Raw genomic sequence first — 22,137 nt, 5'->3', positions numbered from 1 at the left:
AATTGCGTTGTCACGCTCATTCATCTCTCCCTTCAAACAAAAAAACGTTGGGCGGGCGTCACCGATGCCCTCTCCTCTCTCTCAAAGCAGTGTGTTGAGATTCAAGCTTCATTTTGCTGTATCGGCCTGGGACGCCCGTCACCGTCAATGGCGACGTAGGTCAGACAGGCTTCCGTCACCTTGATGTGTCCACCCTTGGCACCAAAGCGTTCGGCAAACACTTCCACCTGTACCGTAATGGACGTGTTGCCCACTTTGGTCACCTGAGCGTAAAGACTGAGGATGTCGCCGACACGAACCGGATGCTTGAACACAAACTCGTTGACGGCCACAGTCGCCAGGCGCCCCTGGACGATCCGTGCGGGCAGCACGGAGCCAGCCAGGTCCACCTGAGACATGACCCAACCGCCAAAAATATCGCCATTGGCATTGCAGTCGGCCGGCATGGGAATCACCCGCAACACCAGCTCGTGTTCGCTGGGTGAGGTGAGGTGTTTTTCATACATGGGCACAATCCCTTTATAAAAGCCCCAAAAACCCGATTCTGACGCATGCGATCGCACAGCCGCGCCCCACTCCCCGCTGAACTGCCACCCGGACACAAACGGTCGGACTGGCCTACCCTCAAGCGACTGCTCCCCTACCTCTGGGAATACAAGACCCGCGTCATCATCGCCCTGCTGTTCATGCTCGCGGCCAAACTGGCCAACGTCGGTGTCCCGCTGCTGCTCAAGCGCCTGGTCGATGCCATGAACATCGCCCCCGACAGTCCCCAGGCCATCCTGGTCGTTCCAGTGGGTCTGATCGTGGCCTACGGACTGCTGCGCCTGTCCACCACCTTGTTCACCGAGCTGCGCGAACTGATCTTTGCCCGCGCCACCGAGGGTGCTACCCGCCACATTGCGTTGCAGGTCTTTGGGCGCCTGCACGAATTGAGCCTTCGTTTTCACCTGGAACGCCAGACCGGCGGAATGACACGCGACATCGAGCGTGGCACCCGAGGCGTGCAGTCGCTCATCTCTTATTCGCTCTACAGCATCTTTCCCACATTGGTCGAAGTCACACTGGTTCTTGTTCTGCTCGGTACCCAGTTCGACATGGGCTATGTGTGGATCACCGTCGCTGCACTGGTGGTGTACGTCACCTGTACCGTCAAGATCACCGAATGGCGTACCCATTTCCGGCGTCAGATGAACGAGCTCGAATCCATCAGCCAGGCACGCGCCGTCGATTCGCTACTCAACTACGAAACGGTCAAATACTTCAACAACGAAGCCTTTGAGGCAACCCGCTACAACGGCGCCCTCGAGTCCCTGCGCAAGGCGCGGATCAAGAGCCAGAACACACTGTCTTTGCTCAACAGCGCGCAGCAGCTCGTGATTGCCTTCGCACTCGTGGCCATCCTGTGGCGTGCCACGCAAGGCGTTGCGGCCGGCACGCTCAGCCTGGGCGACCTGGTCATGGTCAATGCCTTCATGATCCAGCTCTACATTCCGCTGGGTTTCCTGGGCGTCCTCTACCGGGAGATCAAGCAAAGCCTGACTGACCTGGACCGCATGTTCGGGCTCATGGACACACCCCAGGAAGTGGCGGACAGACCAGATGCACCAGACCTCTCGCTGTCAAAGGCCCCTGCGGTGAGCTTTGACAATGTGCGCTTCGCCTATGAGAAGGACCGGGAAATCCTGCACGGCGTGAGCTTTAGCATACCGGCGGGCAAGACCGTCGCTGTGGTAGGCCCATCCGGCTCGGGCAAGTCAACGCTGGCCCGGCTCCTTTACCGCTTCTACGACGTGAGCAATGCCAGCGACGGTGGATGCATCCGTATCGACGGCCAGAACATCCGGGAGGTGACACAAGCGAGCGTTCGGCAGGCCATCGGCATCGTGCCGCAGGATACTGTCCTGTTCAACGACACCATCGGCTACAACATTCTCTATGGACGCCCTGACGCTGGGCAGGCGGCCGCCATCGAAGCTGCCAAAGCCGCCCACATTCATCAGTTTGTCGAGAAACTCCCAGCTGGCTACGACACGGTGGTCGGAGAACGGGGGTTGAAGCTCTCAGGGGGAGAAAAGCAGCGCGTCGCAATTGCTCGCACGCTGCTCAAGAATCCACCGATCATGATCTTTGATGAAGCCACGTCCGCGCTGGACTCGGCAAACGAGCGCGCCATACAGGCCGAGCTGAAACAGGCCGCGAAAAACAAAACATCTCTGGTCATCGCCCACAGGCTCTCTACTGTGGTGGATGCACACGAAATCCTTGTTCTGGAAAACGGCGTCATTGTGGAGCGAGGTACCCATCAGGCGCTGCTGGCCCGCAACGGCACCTATGCACAGATGTGGACCTTGCAACAGGCGGGAAAGGCGGACACCGAATAGGCGCTCAGCCTGCCTCGCCTGGCGTGCTCACTCAGTGGCTGGCACTCAATCCGTCCACCGCCTGATGAAGGACTTGCCGTGACTGGGCGATGATCTGCCCTTTCCATGCCAGCGATTCGTCAAAGAATGCAGCCATGGCCTGTGCCCTCGCGGCGTTCACTTGCGCCGGCGTCGCCTCGCTTGCGTAGCGGTGGCACCAGTGATCTGCCCGCAGCGCATCCATCACTTGCGTCATGGGCACGGTTCCGAACTCCAGCGCAATGCCCGTGTACTCGGTCTCGGGGCATTCGTCATAGACCGAAAGGCACATCAGTCCATCCAGCCTCGCTGACGTGGATGAGCCGTCGTAGATGGATGTGACCTTCACGTCGTCGCCCATGTTCCACCAGGCTTGGGCGCGCTGATACGCCAATGCGTCATCCCGCGTCGACAGTATCCGCTCCCCAACACCATTGGCACCCAGGCCAGTGTGCACGTCGATCCAGGCCAACTGACGGGCATGCGACACATGCTCGCGCAACAACTGTCGCACCGTCCTGTTGCTCCAGGTCGGCGCCTGCCCGCCAAAGAACAATCCGTCAGGGATTTCGTACTGACCCGGCGTGACCGCGTTTTGCAAGCCGTCGATGCCGTGCGTTTGCATATAGGCCTGCATGGCGGCCTGACTGTCCGGCCCCGGAGGCCACTGTGCAGGAAGCAGCAAAGGATCCAGCTCGCGGTAGTAGGGGTTGTGCGGCAGCGGTCGGGAAAAATCGACGAAGTTCCGGTTGAGGTCCACGTTCTCGTGCGTCACCCGACGGGCAAACGAGAAACCGTGGGGGTTGAGTGCGTGGACATACAGCACCGTCACGCCGGCCGCTCGTGCCCTGTTTCGCCATGCCTCGTCATGCAGTGCATACACCTGCACCCCTGATCCACAAAAGCCTTCAACCCCATGACAGCCGCTGCTGACCATCAGGATCCGATCAGCATCTGCAGGCCCGTCACGCACGACATCCATGGCCAGCTGCTCCCCTTCCTGGCCCGGCAGGTCCAGGTTGTAGGAGAACGACGGAAGCCCGTGCATGGAAGCTGCTTCCAGAAATGCCTTGCGCGCCAGCCGGTAACTGGGCTGGAAGGCTTGGTCGACCTTGATCATGGGCGCGACTGCCCCAGCCACTTGCTGGCCAGGTGTACCCAGTAGCTCGCTCCCTTGACGATCAGGTCGTCATTGAAGTCGTAGCTGGGGTTGTGCAGCATGCAAGGGCCCTCGCCATGCCCGACACTTCTGTGGTCGCCATCCCCGTTACCGATGAACAGGTAACAGCCGGGCTTGTCCTGCAGCATGAACGCAAAGTCTTCGGCGCCCATGGTGGGCTCCTGGTCGCGTACGTTGTCGGCACCGGCCACCTCTACTGCCACCTGGCGCGCAAACGCCGCTTCTTTCGGGTGGTTCACCGTTGGCGGGTAGTTGCGCTCGAATTCGAACTCGCACGTTGCTCCGAAAGCTGCGCAGGTGTGGGTGGCGATCTCGCGCATCCTGTGCTCAATCATGTCCAGCACTTCGATTGTGAACGTACGGACGGTGCCCTGGATCTCGGCCACATCCGGGACCACGTTGTGCGTTTCGCCGGTGTGAATCATGGTGACCGATATCACACCAGTATCGACTGGCTTCTTGTTGCGCGTGATGATGGTCTGGAATGCCTGCACCATCTGACAAGCCACAGGCACCGGATCGACGCCGTTTTGCGGCATCGCCGCATGAGCGCCTTTGCCCTTGATGGTGATCTTGAACTCGTTGCTGGAGCCCATGACAGGCCCCTCGCTCACGGCCAAGGCACCAGCAGGCATGCCCGGCCAGTTGTGAAGTCCGAAAACCGCTTCCATCGGAAATTTCTCGAACAGACCGTCCGCGATCATCTCCCTCGCACCCCCGCCACCTTCCTCTGCTGGCTGGAAGATCAGATACACAGTGCCGTCGAAATCGCGACTTTCGGCCAGATGCTGCGCCGCCGACAGCAGAATCGCCACATGACCATCATGGCCACACGCATGCATCTTGCCTTTGTGGCGACTCGCATGCCCAAAGTCGTTTCGCTCCTGAATGGGCAGCGCATCCATGTCTGCCCGCAAGCCCACGCCACGGCCACACGCGCCGCCATCGCGCCCATGAACAATCCCGACCACACCGGTGGTGCCAAGTCCGCGAACATGCTCTATGCCCCAGGATTCGAGTTTGGCCGCCACGAGATCGGCTGTTCGCACCTCTTCAAAGCACAACTCCGGATGGGCGTGGATGTCACGCCGTATGGCCACGAAATCAGCCGCGCGCGAGACAATGGAATCGATCAGTTGCATGACAGTCGGTTTGGACAAAGGTCCAGGCAATAGGCTCCAAAACCCCATGGTAAACCCAGGCTGTGTCCGTGGGTGAGGAATCGCTCATTTCCCTTCTCCTGGCCGGGGTTGGACAACCGCTGCACAATCCGTCCAGTGCCCCCGGCCCGAACTTCTCCCCCATTCAGAGGAGGGAAGCATGCCAGTCAGCCGGGCGCGCGCCTCTCGAAGTGGCAGTATGTTCTGTCTTCGGGCGCCCGTTGGGTCAAGCGGCACGCACCGCGATGACCAGCCAGCCGCCTGGCGCTCCGGAGGAATTTGCGATTGTTGATGTTGATGCCCGTATGCCTGTTTCCACCGCCAAGCACACCCCCCACACCCGAGAAGTTCTCGGCGCATGCCCTCACGACTGCCCGGACACTTGTGCACTGATCACGACGGTAGACCAGCAAACTGGCAAAGCCATACGGGTTCAAGGCAACCCCGATCACCCTCAGACGGCCGGCGCACTGTGCACCAAAGTTGCCAAGTACCTGGATCGCACTTACCACGACGAGCGCCTGCTCTACCCGCTCAGGCGCACCGGCGCCAAGGGTTCCGGACAGTTTGAGAGAGTGTCATGGGAAGAGGCGCTCGAGGACATCGCAGCGCGCCTGGGTGCCATTGCCAAGCGTGACCCACAGGCCATTCTCCCGTACAGCTACGCCGGAACCATGGGGCTGGTGCAGGGTGAATCCATGGCCAGCCGCTTTTTCAACCGGCTTGGCGCTTCGCAACTTGCCAGAACCATCTGCTCCATCGCCGGTGGAGAAGGGCTGATCCACAGCATCGGCCAAAAGGTTGGCATGCTGGTCGAGCATTTCGCCGATTCACACCTGATCCTCATCTGGGGAAGCAACTCCATCACCAGCAACTTGCACTTCTGGCGCTACGTCCAGGAGGCCAAACGCGCAGGAGCCAAACTGGTCTGCATTGACCCACGGCGAACCGAGACCGCCGAGAAGTGCCACGTCCACCTGGCAATCCAGCCTGGCACAGACGCCGCGCTCGCGTTTGGCCTGATGAACGAGATTGTCGCCAACGGCTGGGCCGACGAAGACTACATCGAGAAGTACACCGTCGGCTGGGCCAAGCTGAAAGAACGCATTCGTCAGTGGCCGGCAGACAAGGCAGCCCAAACCTGTGGGATCGACGCGGACAGCATTCGCGCCCTCGCCCGGGACCTCGGTACCACGCGTGATGCCGGCATCCGGCTGAACTACGGCATGCAACGGGTCAGAGGTGGGGGAAACGCCGTCAGAGCCATCGCTGCGCTGCCGGCCGTGACCGGCGCATGGCGATCGCATGCGGGCGGGCTGCTCATGTCCAACGCTGGCCGTTTTCCCATCCAGCGCGACGCCCTGCAGCGGCCCGAACTGCTGGCAGGTGCAACGCCCCGGACGATCAACATGGTCACGATCGGCGATGATCTGCTCAAGCCCGCGTCTCCACTTTTCGGGCCGGCGATCGAGGCGCTTGTCGTCTACAACAGCAACCCTGTGGCCGTTGCACCGGAATCTCAGAAAGTCGTCAGCGGCTTCAGCCGCGAAGACCTTTTCACGGTGGTGATCGAGCAGTTCCAGACGGACACCGCCGACTACGCGGACTACGTGTTGCCCGCCACTACCCAGCTCGAACACTGGGATATCCACGGCAGCTACGGCCACACCGACGTTCTGCTCAATCGCCCAGCCATTGCCCCCCTGGGCGAAGCCCGCAGCAACGCCAGCATCTTCAGGGATCTGGCCGGGCGCATGGGATTCACTGACTCGTGTTTCGCAGATTCAGACGAAGCGCTGTGCAGGCAGGCGTTTGCAGAGCCTGTGGACTTTGAGCAGCTGGAGCGTCACGGCTATCAGACCCTGCCCATGCCCTCGGCGCCATTCGCCGAAGGGGGCTTTCCAACGCCCTCCGGGAAGTTCGAATTCTTCAGTCAACGCCTTCAGGACGCCGGGCTTGACCCCTTGCCGGACCACGTTCCCAACTATGAACCAGCCGGGGCTGACAAGCGGTATCCCCTGGCTTTCATTTCGCCACCGGCACGTCGCTTCCTCAACTCTACCTTCGTCAACGTTCGCAGTCTGCGTGATGTCGAGGGGGAACCACTGCTAGAGATGCACCCTCAGGACGCTCAGTCGAGGAGTATTGGTGATGGTGAATGGGTTCTTGTCTACAACGACAGGGGTGAATACCGCTGCAAAGTTGCGTTGAACAACCGGGCCCGTCCCGGCGTGGTCAATGGCCTGGGCATCTGGTGGCGAAAGTTCGCTTCCGATGGTCGAAACGTCAATGAGTTGACCAGCCAGCGCCTCACCGACCTTGGACAGGGACCGGTTTTCTACGACTGCGCAGTTCAGGTACGCTCTGACCCATGAGTCAACCGTCGACACGCAGACGCCCGAGCAGAAAACTGGTCCTGATCGCCCTTCTGGCCGCCGCGCTGGGTGCAGGCTGCGCGTCGCAGCGTGAATCGATCGGCTACTACTGGCAATCCGTGACCGGCCATCTGGACGTCATGCAGCGGGCCGAACCCGTCGAACACTGGATCGAAGCGCCCGATACACCGGCAGCATTGCGCGATCGGCTGCGCCAGACCCGGACCATGCGCGATTTTGCTGTCAGCGAGCTGGCTTTGCCAGACAACGACAGCTACCGGCGCTACGCAGACCTCCAACGTCGGGCTGCTGTCTGGAATGTGGTGGCCGCACCAGAGCTTTCCCTCGAACTGCACCGGTGGTGCTTTCCAGTGGTGGGCTGCGTGGGCTACAAGGGCTACTACGACGAAGCCCGGGCCAACCAGTTCGCCGAGTCATTGCCCGACGAACTGGAAGTCACCGTGTACCCCGTTCCCGCCTATTCCACCCTGGGCTGGACCAATTGGCTGGGCGGAGACCCATTGCTCAATACCTTTGTCGGATACCCGGAAGGTGAGCTTGCAAAGTTGATGTTTCACGAACTGGCCCACCAGGTCGTCTACGCCAAGGGAGATACCGTCTTCAATGAGAGTTTTGCTACCACGGTCGAACGGCTGGGTGGCGAGCGCTGGCTTGAGGCCCACGGGTCCGAGAAAAGTCGCCAGGATGTCGCAGCTCTGGCTCAGCGACGGTCGCAGTTCAAGCGCCTGACCCTGGACGTCAGGGGATGCCTGGAGCAGGTCTACACACAGCCCGGCAAAAGCGATGCCGAAAAGCGCGAAGCCAAGGCTGAGATCATGAACTGGTTTCACCAAGCCTATGAGACACAGAAGGCGCAATGGGGTGGGTACAAAGGGTATGACGGATGGGTGAAGCGAGCCAACAATGCCAGCTTCGGCGCCCAGGCTGCGTACGACCGTTGGGTGCCGGCGCTGACGGCACTGTTTCATCAGTCCGGAGACAACTTCCCCCGCTTCTACGAGGCCGTTCGCGAGCTTGCCTCACTCGACCCTGAGGCACGCCTGGCCCGTCTCACGGCCTTGACGCCGGCAAAGATCACAGCGAGCATTGCATCTCAACCGCCCGCAGAAGCGCCTTCACAGGAACCCCATGTCGAGAATTCACATCCATCGCCCGCACCACCTGGAGTTTGCCGCCGCCCGGAAGGTGGCCTGGAAATGGGCCGAGCAAGCTGAGAAAGAGTTCGACATGGAGTGCAGCTACGCCGAAGGTCAGGACGGCGACGAGGTGTATTTCAAGCGCAGCGGCGCCAGCGGCGTGCTGAGAGTTGATGGCAGCCACTTCGAGCTCGAGGCCAAACTGGGCATTTTGCTCGGAGCATTCAAAGACCGGATTGAGGCCGAGATTGTCAAAAATCTGGATGCCTTGCTCAGCGACAAGCCGTCACGCAAGCTGGCCAAGGCCACCGCCAAGAAGGCGTCAGGCAAGAAAAAAAAGGCCGCCTGAATCGCTCTGGCGGCCTGTTCACGGCGGCAATTTCCCTGCCGCCGGGGTGCTGAGGGTGCTGGCAATCAGCTCAATGACTCGATCAGGTCGATGTACTGCTGCATGGCGTCTTCGCTGGAAGTGCCTTTGCACTTGTCCCATGCATCCCATTTGGCGCGACCGACCATGTCACCAAAACCGGGCTTCTTCTCGCCATTGTCACCAACAGTCGACTGCTTGTAGAGACCGTAGATCTTGAGCAGGGTAGCGTTGTCAGGGCGCTCGCTGAGTTTCTTGGAGTTGGCAACGGCGGCTTCAAACTGGCTCTTGAGGTCAGACATACAAGTCTCCTTTCGTGGGCGGTGGTTCTGTGCCTGCTGCATGCATTCAGCGCGAATGCATCAGGGCTCGCCCGGTATCTTACGCGGCGACGACCGAGCACAATAGACTGTTCACTCAGGTTTGACCGAAACAGATGGTGCAGCAAGTGCAGCCAGCGCCACCGAGAGCAGGAGACAGAATGGGTTCCGAAAACACCGGCACACCCCGCCAGAGGAGAGTGCCCAAGAGAGATCCGGCAGCGCCCCAGGGCAAGCCAGACGGCGGCAAGCGGGTGAACAAAGGCTCGTTGGTGAGGGCCCTGGGTTTCGAAGGCGAGCGCATGAGTCGCGTGGACACCGCCTGGCTGCGCATGGACTCGGAGCACAATCACATGACCATTCTGGGAGTGTGGTTGCTCAGGCCTGGCATTTCGCTCGCAGAGCTTCGGCAACGCGTGCAGGAACGCATGCTCGTCTACAAGCGCTTTCGCCAGATTGCGCGCGAAGACGCCACCGGCGCGCACTGGATCGAAGACACATCTTTTGATCTTGCGCGACACGTCTCGGCACACAAGCTCAAGCCGGGCAAAGGGCAGACAGCGCACCAGGCGCTGCAGACGCGTGTCGCAAAGCTGGCTGCGCAAGGCCTGGACAGGAGCCATCCCCTGTGGCACTTCGAGCTGGTCGACGGAGTCCAGGGTGGATCGGCCATGATTGCCCGAATCCACCATTGCATCGCAGACGGAATAGCCCTCATCAGCGTCATGATGAGCCTGGTCGACGATGGTGCTCCGCCCAAGAAACTGTCTCTGCCATCCCCAGGCGTCGAGCCCGATGCCATGGACCCGCTGGATGCCCTGCAAAGCTGGCTGGCCGACACCCTGGTTCGTCCACTGGGCAGCCTGACTGCCAAGACACTGGAGACCGCCGGCGGCGGCGCTGCGAGCTCGCTGGCCTGGTTGGGGGCGCCACAGGAATCCTGGGGCAAGTCGCTGGGTCTGGTGGAAGGCCTGGCCCGAAACGGCATGCAACTCGTCAGCGATCTGGCTGCCCTGGCGCTCATGCCCGATGACTCACCCACCCGGCTCAAGGGAACGCCCGGCGGAGCCAAGAAGGTCGCCTGGTGCGAGCCCATCAGCCTGCACCAGGTCAAAGCCGTGGGCAAGGCGATGAACTGCTCCATCAATGATGTGCTGCTCAGCTGTGTTGCCGGCGCCATTGGCACTTACCTCCAGAACAAGGGAGACGAGACGCATGGTCATGAAATTCGCGCCATGGTGCCCATCAATCTTCGACCCATGGAAGATGCCTGGAAGCTCGGCAATCAGTTCGGTCTTGTGCCGCTGACACTGCCCGTCGGCATACCCAACCCGCTGGAACGCCTGTTCGAAGTGCGCCGCCGGATGAGCGAACTCAAGGGCAGCATGCAACCTTTGCTGACCTACGCACTGTTGTCGCTGGCGGGCATTCTTGTCAAGCCGGCCCAGGATGCGCTCATGGACCTGTTTGGTCGCAAGACCACAGCTGTCATGACCAACGTACCGGGACCGGCCCAGAAGCTGAAAATGTGTGGCAGTACGCTGGAGCAGACCATGTTCTGGGTTCCCCAGACCGGCACGGTCGGCATGGGTGTGTCGATACTGAGCTACGGTGGTGGCGTTCAGTTCGGACTGATTTCGGACACGGCGCTGTGCGATGACCCGCAAGCCATCATTGACCGTTTCACACCCGCTTTCGAATCGCTTCTGACGCTGACCTTGATGCTGCCCTGGGGCGATATGGACTGACCTGAACCGGTACAGCCGGATTCAGGCCTCCTGAACAAAACGCGAAAAGGCAATTTCCAGCAAACCGTCGAAAACCAGGCTCTCGATCAATTCGAAGCTGGTGCTCATGCTGGGTGCCATTTTCCAGCCGGCGCCACCGGTCATGAAACACACGGGCTCTTCGTCGCAGTGGCGCTGCAGGTTGTCCTTCATGCGCTGCACAGCGCCAGCGATGGCAAAGGTTCCTCCGCTGGTCAATGCGTCACTGGTGTTGGTGGGGAAATCACGCACATCACCTGTGGGCACGTGCAAGCCTGCCGTGCCGGACTCCAGTGCGCGAAGCATGATGCCATGCCCTGGCAAAATGATGCCACCCAGAAAGCGTCCTTCCTTGTCCAGCGCCTCGACCGTCACAGCGGTGCCGACCATCACCACGATGCAGGGCCTGCGCGAGCCGCGGCGCAACAGGCGCTGGCGCGCGCCGATCATGGCAACCCAGCGATCGGAGCCCAGCCGTGCGGGATGATCGTAGCCGTTGACGACGCCCGCCTCCTCGACTGTTGAAACCACCCACTGTGGATCAACATCCCACAGCTCGAGCTGCTCAGCCACTCGGCGACGCACGGTGTCGCCCGCCACCACACACCCGATCACATGAGAAGGCGCAGGCAGGTTGCTCCAGTCACCGTCAGCCAGGGTTTCTATGTTTTCCAGGAACTGTGCGCCATGGGCCAGCAGCTTTGCAGCCGGACGCGGGGCGTCGTAGAGCGCCCATTTCAGGCGCGTATTGCCCACATCTATCGCCAAAAGACTCATGCGCGCATTATCGCCAAATGCACCGGAATTGCACGTCATTCATGCGCAGAAAGGTGGCAGACCAAAAAGTACGCCCTGGAAGTGGTGCAGTGGTGCAGTCGCGCAGTCAGATCAGGCCAAGCCAGCAGGCGCGCTGAACGGCAGCGAGCTTGTTGTCCGTCTGCAGCTTGGACATGGCATTGGCCAAATGGTAGTTCACGGTTCGCTCGGAGCATTCCATGCGCTGCGCGGTCTCACGCGCCGTCAGCCCTTCAAAGGCAAAGTTCAGGCTCTCCTGCTCACGGGGGCTGAGACTGATGCGCTGCTCTGCTATGGAGCGGCGGAGCATGGGCCAGACATTGAAAGCCGACCAGGCCAGTTGCGCAGCCTCGGACCTGTCTGCAAAGGCACGAGGACTGAACATGAAGCACTCGAATGCCCTGCCTGCCGGCAGGGAAAAGGCCACCCGAACCAGCGTCTGGAAGCCGTGAGAAAGCCACATGCGGCGCCAGCGGCCACCCGCTTCGGCCTGGTCACCATAAGCCGATTTGGAGATGTCCTGCCACGCCACCAGTGGCGCGTCGCTGTCTCGCCACCCGGCGCCAAAATCCCGGCTGTCGGCCAGCGCCTGGGCCGGGCCCAGCATTTTGGGTGGATGAACCGCCAGAACCTCCCGATCGTCGCGATCACCCAACGGATTGGGTCCCAGAACCAGCACTGCGTCTACACCTTGGTCTTTCAAGGCACACAACCAATCGGCGAGAATGGCATCTACGCCGACACTGTCAAAGTTGACAGGCAATGTCATCGTTGGTCACACCTCGAAACAACGACAATGCAATTCAACCCTCGATAGAAGGGGCCGATAAGGGTAGGCAACATGCTGGAGCACATACTGAGGATTACTTAGTGGCCTTGAACCGATTGTGGCTACACAGCGTACGGACACGATTCTGGCGATGGCTGGCTGATCGTATCGTGGACGCTCCATTGGAACCCATTTTGCACCCAAGTCAGGGGCGATTGGGATGGTTGGCCGCGTTTACTTTTCTCGGACACCTCATTTTCGGTGGTATTTGGCTTTTCTGGCTGCCGCAGCCGTTTGACAGTGTCTGGATTCGCGTAAGCCTGTCTCTGTTAGCGCTTGCTTACATCTTACCAGCGGTAACTCGCGACCTGTCGTCGCCAAAAAGCAACTGGGTGTTTGGCATCGCGACCTGGATTCAGCTGCCTCTGTTCTTCAGCTGGATGTTCTGGATGAACGATGCCAATGCCGCCTGGCTGGCCAGCCTGAGCGCAGCCATCCTGGTTTACTACCACATGACGGACTGGCGCATTGCCGCTGGCGGCACCCTCCTCGGGCTGGCTGTCGGGGCCGGCGTGGCCAGCTTGACCTACCCAGGCGAACTGCACTACGCCTTGCCAATGGAGCAATATGTGGTGATCTCGTTCAGTTACCTGATGGGATTGATGCTCGGGTTCTCCAGCGCGAACCTGCGCCGCGCCCGGCTGATCAACATGCTCAGCACCATGGGCGTGATGGCCCATGAGCTGCGCACCCCACTGGCCACGGTCAACCTCATGGGCGATGTGCTGGCCGGTCTGGCCACCAGCGACCTGCCGGAGAACAAGCGCAAGCGACTCGATGAACTGGGCCAGCGGCTGCAAAATCTGGTCAGGGGCATGAACCGGCTCATCGATACCCAGATATCCAATGCTCAGCTCATGCGACTGCCTCGTGAAAGCTCATTGATCGATGCCAAGGCATTGGTCAGCGAAGTTGTTTCACAATACCCTTACAAGACAAGTCGCGAACGTGAGTGTGTGGCGGTTACCATTCAGGAGAACTTTGCCTTCTCGGGTTCCAGACCCCTGTTTGCCCAGGTGCTGACCAATCTGGTCAAAAACGCCTTGCATTCCCTGGCGGCCACCAGCAAAGTGATCGAGCCAGGAGACCTCCGCGTGGATGTGGGCTTGCATCATGGCAAGGGGCGAATCGCCATTTCAGACGAGGGCATGGGTATTCCGCATGACCGACAGCAACGCATTTTCGAGCCATTCTTTTCAACACAGTCAGGAGCAGGAAGTGGATTGGGCCTGACCTTCTGCCGCAACGTGGTTGAAGCCGCCAGGGGGCACATCAGTGTGCACTCCGAACCCAACCTGGGTGCCGTCTTCATCATCGATCTGCCGGTACGCCACCCGACCGAATAACCTGATTTTCCATGGCCCTGACGATTCCACTGTTCCACCGCCCGGGAAGCATCCTGTTTCTGGATGACGACCAGGACTACCTTGAAATGCTCGGGATGGTGCTTCCTCCCAGTTGGCAGGTCGAGTTGTATTCCCGCCCCTCAGCTTTCATGGAACGCATGAAGGACGAGCCTGCACGCTGGGAAGCCGATGCAGGTCACCAGCTGATGATTCTGGAGCGCTGGCGACAGGGGCACGCATTGCTGCCCCTGATTCTGCGCTACTGGGCGACCAACCCTTCCCGCTACCAGCTGGCAGAGACATGCGTGGTCGACTACGCCATGCCAGGCACCGACGGCCTCAAAGTGCTCAACAGCTTGCTCGACTGGCCGGGATCGCGTGTGCTGCTCACCGGGCAGGCTGATGAACAGATTGCCATACAGGCATTCAACAACGGCCTGATCGACCAGTTCGTGCCCAAACAGTCAGCCGACATCACCCGGCAGATCATGTCCGTGATTGCCAAACTGGCACACACACCGCATCCGCGCCTCAACACGTTGTGGCGCAGTGTCCTGCAACCGGGCCAGCAGTCGGTGCTTCAGGTGCCGTCCGTGGCGAGGGACCTGCTGGCGTTTGTGCAGAAGCACTGGGTCGAATACGTGTTCATCGGTGAGCCGTTTGGTGCTCTGGGTGTCGACAATGAAGGCGATGTCTACTGGCTTCAGTTGGAGACAACGGCTTCGCTGGGCGACCTGGCCGAACTCACCTCTTCTGCAGGCGCATCCCTGGAGACGGTCAAGGCAGTCGAGCAGGGCAAGCAACTTGTGGCGGCTGAAATGCAGCAGCAGCTGTCATTGCGCGGCGCTTTACGGTCTGCACAGGCGTTCGGCATCGGCGATGATCGCCTGCTGACGGCGGCCGTGTTTCCGCTGGCCCCGGAAGACCTTCCGCTGCCCATCTACGCGTTCAAGAATTTCCTCAGCGCCCAGGGAAGCAGAGGCATCCTGGACAGCTAAGCATGTACCGGGCCGACCAGCGGCCCGGTTGTGTGCCTCAGTCGCGCAAGGCTGTCACACGCTGACGACGGGCTGCCGGCCAGTTCCAGGGCTTGATGACCGCAGCCACCTCTTTCATGACCTTGAGAATGTGGTCCACCTCCGCGTCTGTGAGCGATGCGCTCAGAGTCATGCGGGCGAGGGAACGATTGGTACTCGTGGCCGGCGCGCAAAAGAACGCCGTGTGAACACCATAGCGGTCCAATTCGTCGCGCAACTCGATGGTGTCTGCCTCCGGGCCGGCTTCGAGCGCAATGATCTGTTCTGTGCCCTGATGGATAGGGTATCCAAGCTCTTCCAGCCCCGCCCTTACCCGGCGAGTGATGTGACGCAAGCGCTCGCGCTCCGCGTCCGAGTTTTGAAGCAGCTTCACGGTCGCTTGCAGCGCGATGGCCTCATGCGGCAGCACACATGAGCTGAAAATGTTCGGGAAACTGGACGTCAGGATGTGATGACGCAAGCGAGCAGGCGCAGTGAAGAATCCAGCACGACCTGCCATCGCCTTGGCCAGGCTCGCCGAAATGAAATGAACCCTGTCTGTCAGCCCCAGTTGCGCGCACAAGCCAGCGCCAGCTGGACCGTGGGTGCCGAGGGAGTGGGACTCGTCCACCAGAATCATGCAGCCGTGCGCTTCCACAACTTCCAGCATTTCCTCCAGCGGACAGACGGCGCCAGTCGTGCTGTACACCGCATCGACCACCACCAGGCCTGGTCCATGTTTCTTGATCACGCGCTCGAGACGCTTGGGATCGTTGTGCTGGAACGAGTGCGCTGGTGCTCGCGCAGAATGAGCACCTTCCCAAAGTGACGCATGTGCCATGGAGTCCAGATAGACAGGGGTGTCGGCGTCGGCCACTGCCTGGATCAGGCCAACGTTGGCAGCATAGCCGGACTGGCAGATGAATCCATCGTCCTTGCCGACCCAATCCGCCATCATCAATTCGAGTTTCCGGGTGGGATGCTCATCTTGCAGAAATACCCCTGACTGAACCACGTAATCTGCATCGCCTCGTAAAGCCGCCACTTGCGCGGCAACAATTTCCGGATGACCTGTCACGGACAAATAATCGTTGCCGTCCAGTCGAATTGAATTCGGTCCTGGATGTGCACCCTGAACGGCAAACCGACCTCCCCACGTCCCGAAAAATCGAGGAACAAAGTCACGTTCAAGACGCGCCTCCAGTGTTGCACTCAGGGGTGGGTTGACGATTGACTTTTTTTCAACAATTTCAAGCGTTTCCATGGGGTCCTCCTGTTAAGACAACCCCATTGAAATTTGAAAGTCGTGAACTAATTCTCGGACCCTGTCAGCGTTGACAGGGATACGAGTACTTACTTATTCAACTATTTCTGACTACATGCACCATTTTCGCGCAAGCGCAACGAAAGCGTGAAATACATCACACTTTTCGCGTGTAGTCATTATGATTAACGGCTGTTCAGTTGGCCTCTTATGGGCCAACCGCATTAATTTGGCAGGCAATTGAGCGCTTATTGCCTGAAATTTTCAATTTTGCCGCCAAGGCAATCCGTGGAAACGCCAGCCACCGCGATTTCCTCTTTGCGCATTCTCGTCAGGATCGCCTTCAAAGCCTTCGAGGATGTTGTAAGCCTCCAGGCCGAGCTCTGTTGCCCGTTTGGCAGCAGCAATCGAGCGCACACCACTGCGACACAGCAGCACCAGCTTCTTTCCTTGTGCAGCGTCCGCGACGCCGGCATCAAAGCTGTCGCTCATGGCCATGCCTGGCCACTGTTTCCATGCGACGGTCTTGGCGCCAGGTACAAAACCCACCCACTCCCGTTCGGCATCGGTTCTGACATCGACCAGCACGGCTTCTTCTGCTTGCACCCACTGCCAGGCCAGCTGTGGTGTCACGTCTCCCGCGTATGGACCCTTGGCAGGACGAGGCACCAGCAGTTCAGCGCCATCTGCATCATGGCGCAGGCCTGATGTGAGGTTGGCCGGGACAGCCTCGTCGATGCGGCGAGGCTTGGGAAGATTCAACCCCTCCATGATGGCCATGAACTCGACTTCCGTCTTGCCAGCCACGCGTGGGTTCTCGCGCTTTTCCCTTCCAATGGTGGAATGCGTCTGTCCTTTGTAATCGTGACCAGGCCAGACTGTCGTGTCATCTGCAAGCGTGAACAGCACCTGGGTAATGGAGCGGTACAGGTCCTTGGCACTGCCTGACTGGAAGTCGGTTCGCCCACACCCGTTGATCAGGAGCGTGTCGCCCGTGAAAACGTTGTCACGCCAGACCAGACTCATGCTGCCAGCGGTATGTCCGGGGGTGTGCAAGGCCCTGAGTGTTTCACCGCCAAACGTCAGGGTATCGCCATCTGCCAGCTGAACAGCAGCAGTCCCGATGTTGCAGCCTGCGGGCGCAGCCAGACGGACACCTGTGTGCTCGACCAGCTTGCCGGCGCTGGTGATGTGGTCTGCATGGGCGTGCGTCTCGACCGCCCAGACCAGCTTGAGCCCGTATTCCCGGATTGTCTTGAAGTCCCTCTCGATCTGCTCTTCGACCGGGTCGATGATCAACGCCTCGCGCGTGTCCTGGTCGAACAGGAGGTACGTGTAAGTGCAGGAATCGGGGTCAAAGAGTTGAACGGGCTTCATGATCTTGTCTCCGGGCTATGCCTTGCTCAGGAAAAGCGGGCCAGCATGTCGGCCACATCGTCTGCGGGGACATCTCCCTGGGCGATCACACAACTGACCATCGTGAAAAAGCTCTTGTCGAGCGCCTTGCGCGCAGCTGCGAGCTGCTGGGCCACCTTTTCGCAATCGGCGTCTTCATCGAGCAGCTTCTGAATGCCTCGCAGTTGCCCCTCGACTCGCTTGAGACGAAGAATCAGCGCCCGCTTGCGCTCGGGATCATGAACAGTGGTCATAAAGCTCGGCTCCTGATGGATATACATCGGGCGCCCGTTCGAACTGGCAGCGCCCGCTGGGAGGTTCTGCACCATACCCATACAGGTATCTTATCCCAGCCATGATTGTCCCGGCTTGCACTGAGCCAACCATCGGGTTCACACTGAGCAACAAATGAGGCCAATCCGCTAATATCGCCATATTACGTTTACGTAAACGTCAATTACAATGCCAACCACCACCGACGAGGGTCGGTGTTTCCACTGGATGCGCGTATCCCCATGAAAGACCGCCTCAACGTCATCACCGATGCACTCAAGGCCCCCGGCAAGGGGCCCTGGCGCCAATGGCAGGTCAAGCCGGAAGCCGGGCAAAGGAAAAAGGCTGACCAGATCAGGCTGACGGACTACAAGCCTGGCGAGAAGCCGTACGCCGAAGGAAGAAAGGCCGAAAACAAGGCGCGAGTACAGGGTATTGCAGCTGAGATAGATGCCCTGCAAAACCTGTTCTTTGCCGATCAGCGATTCAAGATGCTGGTGGTGCTGCAAGGCACTGACACTGCTGGCAAGGATGGAACCGTGCGCGGCGTGTTCAGCCTGACCAGCCCCTTGGGCGTTCGCACCGTGGGATGGAAGGCGCCGACCGAAGTGGAGCGGGAACACGATTTTCTCTGGCGCATTCACCAGCAAGCGCCGCGGGCAGGCGAAATCATGGTGTTCAACCGCAGCCACTATGAAGATGTCCTGGTGCCAACGGTGAATGGCTGGATCAGCCGCGAAGAGACCCGGCTTCGTTACCAGCACATCAACGATTTTGAGCGCCTCCTCTCCGAGTCGGGAACCGTCGTGCTCAAGTTCATGCTGCACATCAGCAAGGATGAGCAGCGTGAGCGCCTGCAAGACCGGCTGGACGACCCGACCAAGCACTGGAAGTTCAGCATGGGTGACCTCCAGGTGCGTGAGCAGTGGGATGCCTATCAGGGCGCCTATGAGAGCTTTCTCAACGCTACCAGCACACCCTGGGCGCCGTGGAACATCGTGCCCGCCGACTCAAAGACCCACCGCAACCTGATGGTGGGCACCATCGTCAAGACCGTGATGGAGCGGCTCGACCTTCGCTTTCCCCCACAAGACCCCGAACATGTGGGCTTGCGTGTGACCTGAGACCACCTGCAGCATCGCACCGCCCGAAGAGACAACGGACATCGCCATGACCCAACTCAAAGCCGAATATCAAGCACTGGCCAACTATCGCCCGACGAACAAGGTTCGATTTGTCACTGCTGCCAGCCTTTTTGACGGCCATGATGCCGCCATCAACATCATGCGGCGCATTCTCCAGGGCATGGGCGCCGAGGTGATTCACCTGGGGCACAACCGCTCGGTGGACGATGTGGTCACCGCAGCGCTGCAGGAAGATGTGCAAGGCATTGCCATCAGTTCCTACCAGGGTGGCCACGTCGAGTACTTCAAGTACATGGTGGACCTCCTCAAGGAGCGAGGCGGAGAGCACATCAAGGTGTTCGGCGGCGGCGGCGGCGTGATCGTCCCCGCTGAAATTCGCGATCTGATGGACTACGGCGTGGCCCGAATCTACAGTCCGGAAGATGGCCAGCAAATGGGCCTGCAAGGGATGATCGGCGAGATGATCATGCGTTGCGACCATGACATCAGCGGCTACGCGCCCAAGGCCATCGACGCCATTCAAGGCCACGATCCACAACACTGGCGCGCCCTGGCGCAGCTCATCACGGCGCTGGAAAACGGCCAGGCCTCCTCCGAGCTGTGTGCAGAACTGGCCAGTGCTGCCAAAGCCTCCCGGACACCTGTTCTTGGCATCACCGGCACCGGTGGTGCTGGCAAATCCAGCCTGACTGACGAGTTGGTGCGTCGCTTGCGCCTGGATCAGGAAGATGCACTTCGTGTGGCCGTCATCTCCATTGACCCGTCGCGCCGCAAGAGCGGCGGTGCGCTGCTGGGCGACCGCATTCGCATGAATGCCATCGGCCCCTGGCAAAAGGGTTCGCGCATCTATGTTCGCTCCCTGGCCACCCGGGAAGCCGGCAGCGAAGTCAGCGCAGCTCTGCCGGACGTGATTGCCGCGTGCAAAGTGGCAGGTTTCGACCTCGTCATCGTCGAGACATCCGGCATTGGCCAGGGTGACGCAGCCATCGTGCCGCACGTCGACGTGCCTATGTACGTCATGACACCAGAGTTCGGTGCCGCCAGCCAGCTCGAGAAGATCGACATGCTCGACTTCGCAGAGTTTGTTGCCATCAACAAGTTCGATCGCAAGGGCGCTGCCGACGCACTGCGTGATGTCGCCAAACAGGTGCAACGCAACCGGGAAGCGTTTGGACAAACACCGGAGCAGATGCCGGTATTTGGAACCATGGCTTCGCGCTTCAATGACGACGGCGTCACCGCCTTGTATCAGGCGCTCAAGCCCCGCCTGCAAGCCTTGGGCCTCGCCTTGAAAGATGGTCGCCTGCCGATGGTCTCGGTGCGGCACAGCACGAACCAGACGCCAGTGATTCCTGCACCGCGCGTGCGCTATCTGGCGGAGATTTCTGACGGCGTCCGAGGTTACAAGCGCCGTGCCGTGGAGCAGTCACGCCTGGCGCGCGAGGTTCAACAGCTGCGCGCAGCCGCACGCATGTTGTCGGTCGACAAACCGCACCGACCCAAGGCGGCAGAGGCCTCCAGCGATCTGGCAGAGCAGCGTGAGCAGCGCTTGCACCCCGATGCCCGCAAACTGCTGGCGCAGTGGCCCGATCTGGTGCAGGCCTACGCCGGCGACGAGTATGTGGTGAAGATTCGTGACAAGGAGATTCGCACAGCACTCACTCACACCACGCTCTCGGGCAACAAGGTCCGCAAAGTTGCCCTGCCCCGCTACGAAGACGAAGGCGAACTGCTCAAGTGGCTCATGCTGGAGAACGTGCCCGGCAGATTCCCATACACCGCCGGCACTTTTGCCTTCAAACGCGAGAACGAAGACCCGACCCGCATGTTCGCGGGCGAAGGCGATGCGTTTCGCACCAACCGCCGCTTCAAGCTGCTCTCCGAAGGCATGCCAGCCAAGCGGCTGTCGACTGCTTTCGATTCAGTCACCCTGTACGGGCACGACCCCGAGCCACGCCCGGACGTTTACGGCAAGGTGGGCAACTCAGGCGTGAGCATCGCCACGCTGGACGACATGAAGGTGCTCTACAGTGGCTTTGACCTGTGCCACCCTGCGACGTCAGTGTCCATGACCATCAACGGCCCGGCGCCAGCGATTCTGGCCATGTTCATGAACACCGCGATTGACCAGAATGTCGACAAGTTCCGTGAAGACAACGGGAGAGACCCGTCCGACACGGAAGAAGCCAAGATTCGCGAATGGGTGCTGGCCAACGTGCGCGGCACGGTACAGGCCGACATCCTCAAGGAAGACCAGGGCCAGAACACCTGCATCTTCAGTACCGAATTCAGCCTGAAGGTCATGGGCGACATCGCCGAGTATTTTGTGCACCATGACGTGCGCAACTTCTACTCTGTGTCGATCAGCGGATATCACATTGCCGAGGCCGGCGCCAACCCGATCAGCCAGCTGGCCTTCACGCTCGCTAACGGGTTCACCTTCGTCGAAGCCTATCTGGCCCGCGGCATGCACATCGACGATTTCGCGCCCAACCTGAGTTTCTTCTTCAGCAATGGAATGGACCCGGAGTACACCGTGCTGGGCCGCGTGGCTCGCCGCATCTGGGCCGTGGCCATGAAAGAAAAATACGGCGCCAACGAGCGTTCGCAAAAACTCAAGTACCACATCCAGACCTCCGGTCGCAGTCTGCACGCGCAGGAGATTCAGTTCAATGACATTCGCACCACGCTGCAAGCTCTGATTGCGGTCTACGACAACTGCAACAGCTTGCACACCAACGCGTTCGACGAAGCCATCACCACACCGACCGAAGAATCTGTGCGCCGCGCGATGGCCATCCAGCTCATCATCAACCGCGAGTGGGGCCTGGCCAAGAACGAGAACCCGAACCAGGGTGCTTTCGTTATTGACGAGCTGACCGAGCTGGTGGAAGAAGCCGTGCTGGCCGAATTCGAGAAGATCACCGAGCGCGGCGGTGTGCTGGGCGCCATGGAAACCGGCTATCAGCGTGGACAGATCCAGGAAGAGAGCATGCACTATGAAATGCTCAAGCACACCGGCGAGTACCCCATCATCGGTGTGAATACATTCCGCAACCCCCATGGTGACCCAGTCCCTGAGACCATTGAACTGGCGCGCTCCACAGAAGACGAAAAACAGTCGCAACTCAAGCGACTGGAAGGCTTCCACCAGGCCCATGCCGATCAGGCCCCCGCCATGCTCGAGCGTCTACAGCAAGCTGTCATCAAGGACGAGAACGTGTTCAACGTGTTGATGGATGCGGTCCGCGTATGCTCGCTGGGCCAGATCACATCTGCCCTGTTTGAGGTGGGTGGGCAGTACCGGCGCAGCATGTAGCCCAGAAGTCCTCTCAAGGCCCATCAAG

18 protein-coding genes and 1 pseudogene are annotated in these 22,137 nt (G+C 60.0%); 9 read left to right on the top strand and 10 right to left on the bottom strand.

From position 1 onward, the window contains the following. Positions 1-101: 101 nt before the first annotated feature. Positions 102-506, bottom strand: coding sequence for an acyl-CoA thioesterase (locus ABWV89_RS14520; protein WP_353398179.1), 405 nt, complete (start codon positions 504-506; stop codon positions 102-104). A gap of 45 nt (positions 507-551) precedes the next feature. Here ABWV89_RS14520 and ABWV89_RS14515 point away from each other — a divergent pair, with 45 nt between their 5' ends. After that, positions 552-2,384, top strand: coding sequence for an ABCB family ABC transporter ATP-binding protein/permease (locus ABWV89_RS14515; protein ID WP_353398177.1), 1,833 nt, complete (start codon positions 552-554; stop codon positions 2,382-2,384). A 31-nt stretch (positions 2,385-2,415) separates the two neighbouring features. Here the strand turns inward: ABWV89_RS14515 and ABWV89_RS14510 are convergent, their stop codons facing one another. Further along, entirely contained in the window at positions 2,416-3,522 is a 1,107-nt protein-coding gene (locus ABWV89_RS14510) for a M14 family metallopeptidase (RefSeq protein ID WP_353398174.1), read from the bottom strand. After that, positions 3,519-4,724 (bottom strand): M20 aminoacylase family protein, encoded by a 1,206-nt coding sequence (locus ABWV89_RS14505; RefSeq protein ID WP_353398171.1) that lies wholly within the window; start codon positions 4,722-4,724, stop codon positions 3,519-3,521. The genes ABWV89_RS14510 and ABWV89_RS14505 overlap by 4 nt, the downstream gene beginning before the upstream one ends. A gap of 323 nt (positions 4,725-5,047) precedes the next feature. On the opposite strand from ABWV89_RS14505, the gene ABWV89_RS14500 reads away from it, so the two are divergent. From ABWV89_RS14500 to ABWV89_RS14490, 3 genes are read left to right on the top strand one after another with little or no spacing between them, the layout of a single operon-like run. Beyond that, positions 5,048-7,117: a molybdopterin-containing oxidoreductase family protein gene (locus ABWV89_RS14500; protein WP_353398168.1), complete on the top strand. Its 2,070-nt coding sequence runs from the start codon at positions 5,048-5,050 to the stop codon at positions 7,115-7,117. After that, positions 7,114-8,352: an aminopeptidase gene (locus ABWV89_RS14495; protein WP_353398165.1), complete on the top strand. Its 1,239-nt coding sequence runs from the start codon at positions 7,114-7,116 to the stop codon at positions 8,350-8,352. Before ABWV89_RS14500 ends, ABWV89_RS14495 begins: the two co-directional genes overlap by 4 nt. Beyond that, entirely contained in the window at positions 8,267-8,623 is a 357-nt protein-coding gene (locus tag ABWV89_RS14490; protein WP_353398163.1) for a polyhydroxyalkanoic acid system family protein, read from the top strand. Before ABWV89_RS14495 ends, ABWV89_RS14490 begins: the two co-directional genes overlap by 86 nt. Positions 8,624-8,688: 65 nt before the next feature. Here ABWV89_RS14490 and ABWV89_RS14485 read toward each other — a convergent pair whose 3' ends face one another. Next, positions 8,689-8,943 (bottom strand): acyl-CoA-binding protein, encoded by a 255-nt coding sequence (locus ABWV89_RS14485; RefSeq protein WP_353398160.1) that lies wholly within the window; start codon positions 8,941-8,943, stop codon positions 8,689-8,691. 179 nt (positions 8,944-9,122) lie between these two features. Here ABWV89_RS14485 and ABWV89_RS14480 point away from each other — a divergent pair, with 179 nt between their 5' ends. Then, complete coding sequence (locus tag ABWV89_RS14480) at positions 9,123-10,709, top strand: wax ester/triacylglycerol synthase family O-acyltransferase (protein ID WP_353398157.1); 1,587 nt, start codon at positions 9,123-9,125, stop codon at positions 10,707-10,709. A 21-nt stretch (positions 10,710-10,730) separates the two neighbouring features. Here the strand turns inward: ABWV89_RS14480 and ABWV89_RS14475 are convergent, their stop codons facing one another. Together ABWV89_RS14475 and ABWV89_RS14470 are read right to left on the bottom strand one after the other, a co-directional pair. Next, positions 10,731-11,504, bottom strand: a complete 774-nt coding sequence (locus ABWV89_RS14475; protein WP_353398154.1) for a type III pantothenate kinase — start codon at positions 11,502-11,504, stop codon at positions 10,731-10,733. A 106-nt stretch (positions 11,505-11,610) separates the two neighbouring features. Then, positions 11,611-12,291, bottom strand: coding sequence for a helix-turn-helix transcriptional regulator (locus ABWV89_RS14470; RefSeq protein WP_353398153.1), 681 nt, complete (start codon positions 12,289-12,291; stop codon positions 11,611-11,613). A gap of 449 nt (positions 12,292-12,740) precedes the next feature. On the opposite strand from ABWV89_RS14470, the gene ABWV89_RS14465 reads away from it, so the two are divergent. Together ABWV89_RS14465 and ABWV89_RS14460 are read left to right on the top strand one after the other, a co-directional pair. Beyond that, the gene (locus tag ABWV89_RS14465; RefSeq protein WP_353398150.1) at positions 12,741-13,697 is read left to right on the top strand and encodes a sensor histidine kinase; all 957 of its coding nucleotides are present in this window, start codon (positions 12,741-12,743) and stop codon (positions 13,695-13,697) included. An 11-nt stretch (positions 13,698-13,708) separates the two neighbouring features. Continuing rightward, on the top strand, positions 13,709-14,695 hold the full coding sequence (locus ABWV89_RS14460) for a response regulator (protein WP_353398147.1): 987 nt from the start codon (positions 13,709-13,711) through the stop codon (positions 14,693-14,695). Between the two features lie 37 nt (positions 14,696-14,732). On the opposite strand, the gene cqsA is transcribed toward ABWV89_RS14460, so the two are convergent. The 4 genes and pseudogenes from cqsA to ABWV89_RS14440 all read right to left on the bottom strand — a co-directional run bounded on the left by cqsA (position 14,733) and on the right by ABWV89_RS14440 (position 17,626). Next, positions 14,733-15,977 carry an alpha-hydroxyketone-type quorum-sensing autoinducer synthase gene (cqsA, locus tag ABWV89_RS14455; protein ID WP_353398144.1) on the bottom strand — a complete coding sequence of 415 codons (1,245 nt, stop codon included), beginning with the start codon at positions 15,975-15,977 and terminating at the stop codon, positions 14,733-14,735. Positions 15,978-16,241: 264 nt separating this feature from the next. Further along, positions 16,242-16,649, bottom strand: a complete 408-nt coding sequence (locus tag ABWV89_RS14450; protein ID WP_502903237.1) for a rhodanese-like domain-containing protein — start codon at positions 16,647-16,649, stop codon at positions 16,242-16,244. A gap of 204 nt (positions 16,650-16,853) precedes the next feature. Further along, positions 16,854-17,354 (bottom strand): annotated as a pseudogene (locus tag ABWV89_RS14445) (MBL fold metallo-hydrolase); the annotation flags it as partial. A 26-nt stretch (positions 17,355-17,380) separates the two neighbouring features. After that, positions 17,381-17,626 carry a metal-sensitive transcriptional regulator gene (locus ABWV89_RS14440; RefSeq protein ID WP_353398141.1) on the bottom strand — a complete coding sequence of 82 codons (246 nt, stop codon included), beginning with the start codon at positions 17,624-17,626 and terminating at the stop codon, positions 17,381-17,383. Between the two features lie 261 nt (positions 17,627-17,887). Between ABWV89_RS14440 and ABWV89_RS14435 the strand changes: the two genes are divergently transcribed. Continuing rightward, positions 17,888-18,769 carry a PPK2 family polyphosphate kinase gene (locus tag ABWV89_RS14435; protein WP_353398138.1) on the top strand — a complete coding sequence of 294 codons (882 nt, stop codon included), beginning with the start codon at positions 17,888-17,890 and terminating at the stop codon, positions 18,767-18,769. 46 nt (positions 18,770-18,815) lie between these two features. After that, positions 18,816-22,109, top strand: a complete 3,294-nt coding sequence (gene icmF, locus ABWV89_RS14430) for a fused isobutyryl-CoA mutase/GTPase IcmF (protein WP_353398136.1) — start codon at positions 18,816-18,818, stop codon at positions 22,107-22,109. Positions 22,110-22,137 lie beyond the last annotated feature (28 nt).

Source organism: Hydrogenophaga sp. 5NK40-0174, from assembly GCF_040372165.1.
Classification (GTDB): domain Bacteria; phylum Pseudomonadota; class Gammaproteobacteria; order Burkholderiales; family Burkholderiaceae_C; genus Hydrogenophaga.
This window is presented reverse-complemented; position numbering and strand designations above follow the sequence as displayed.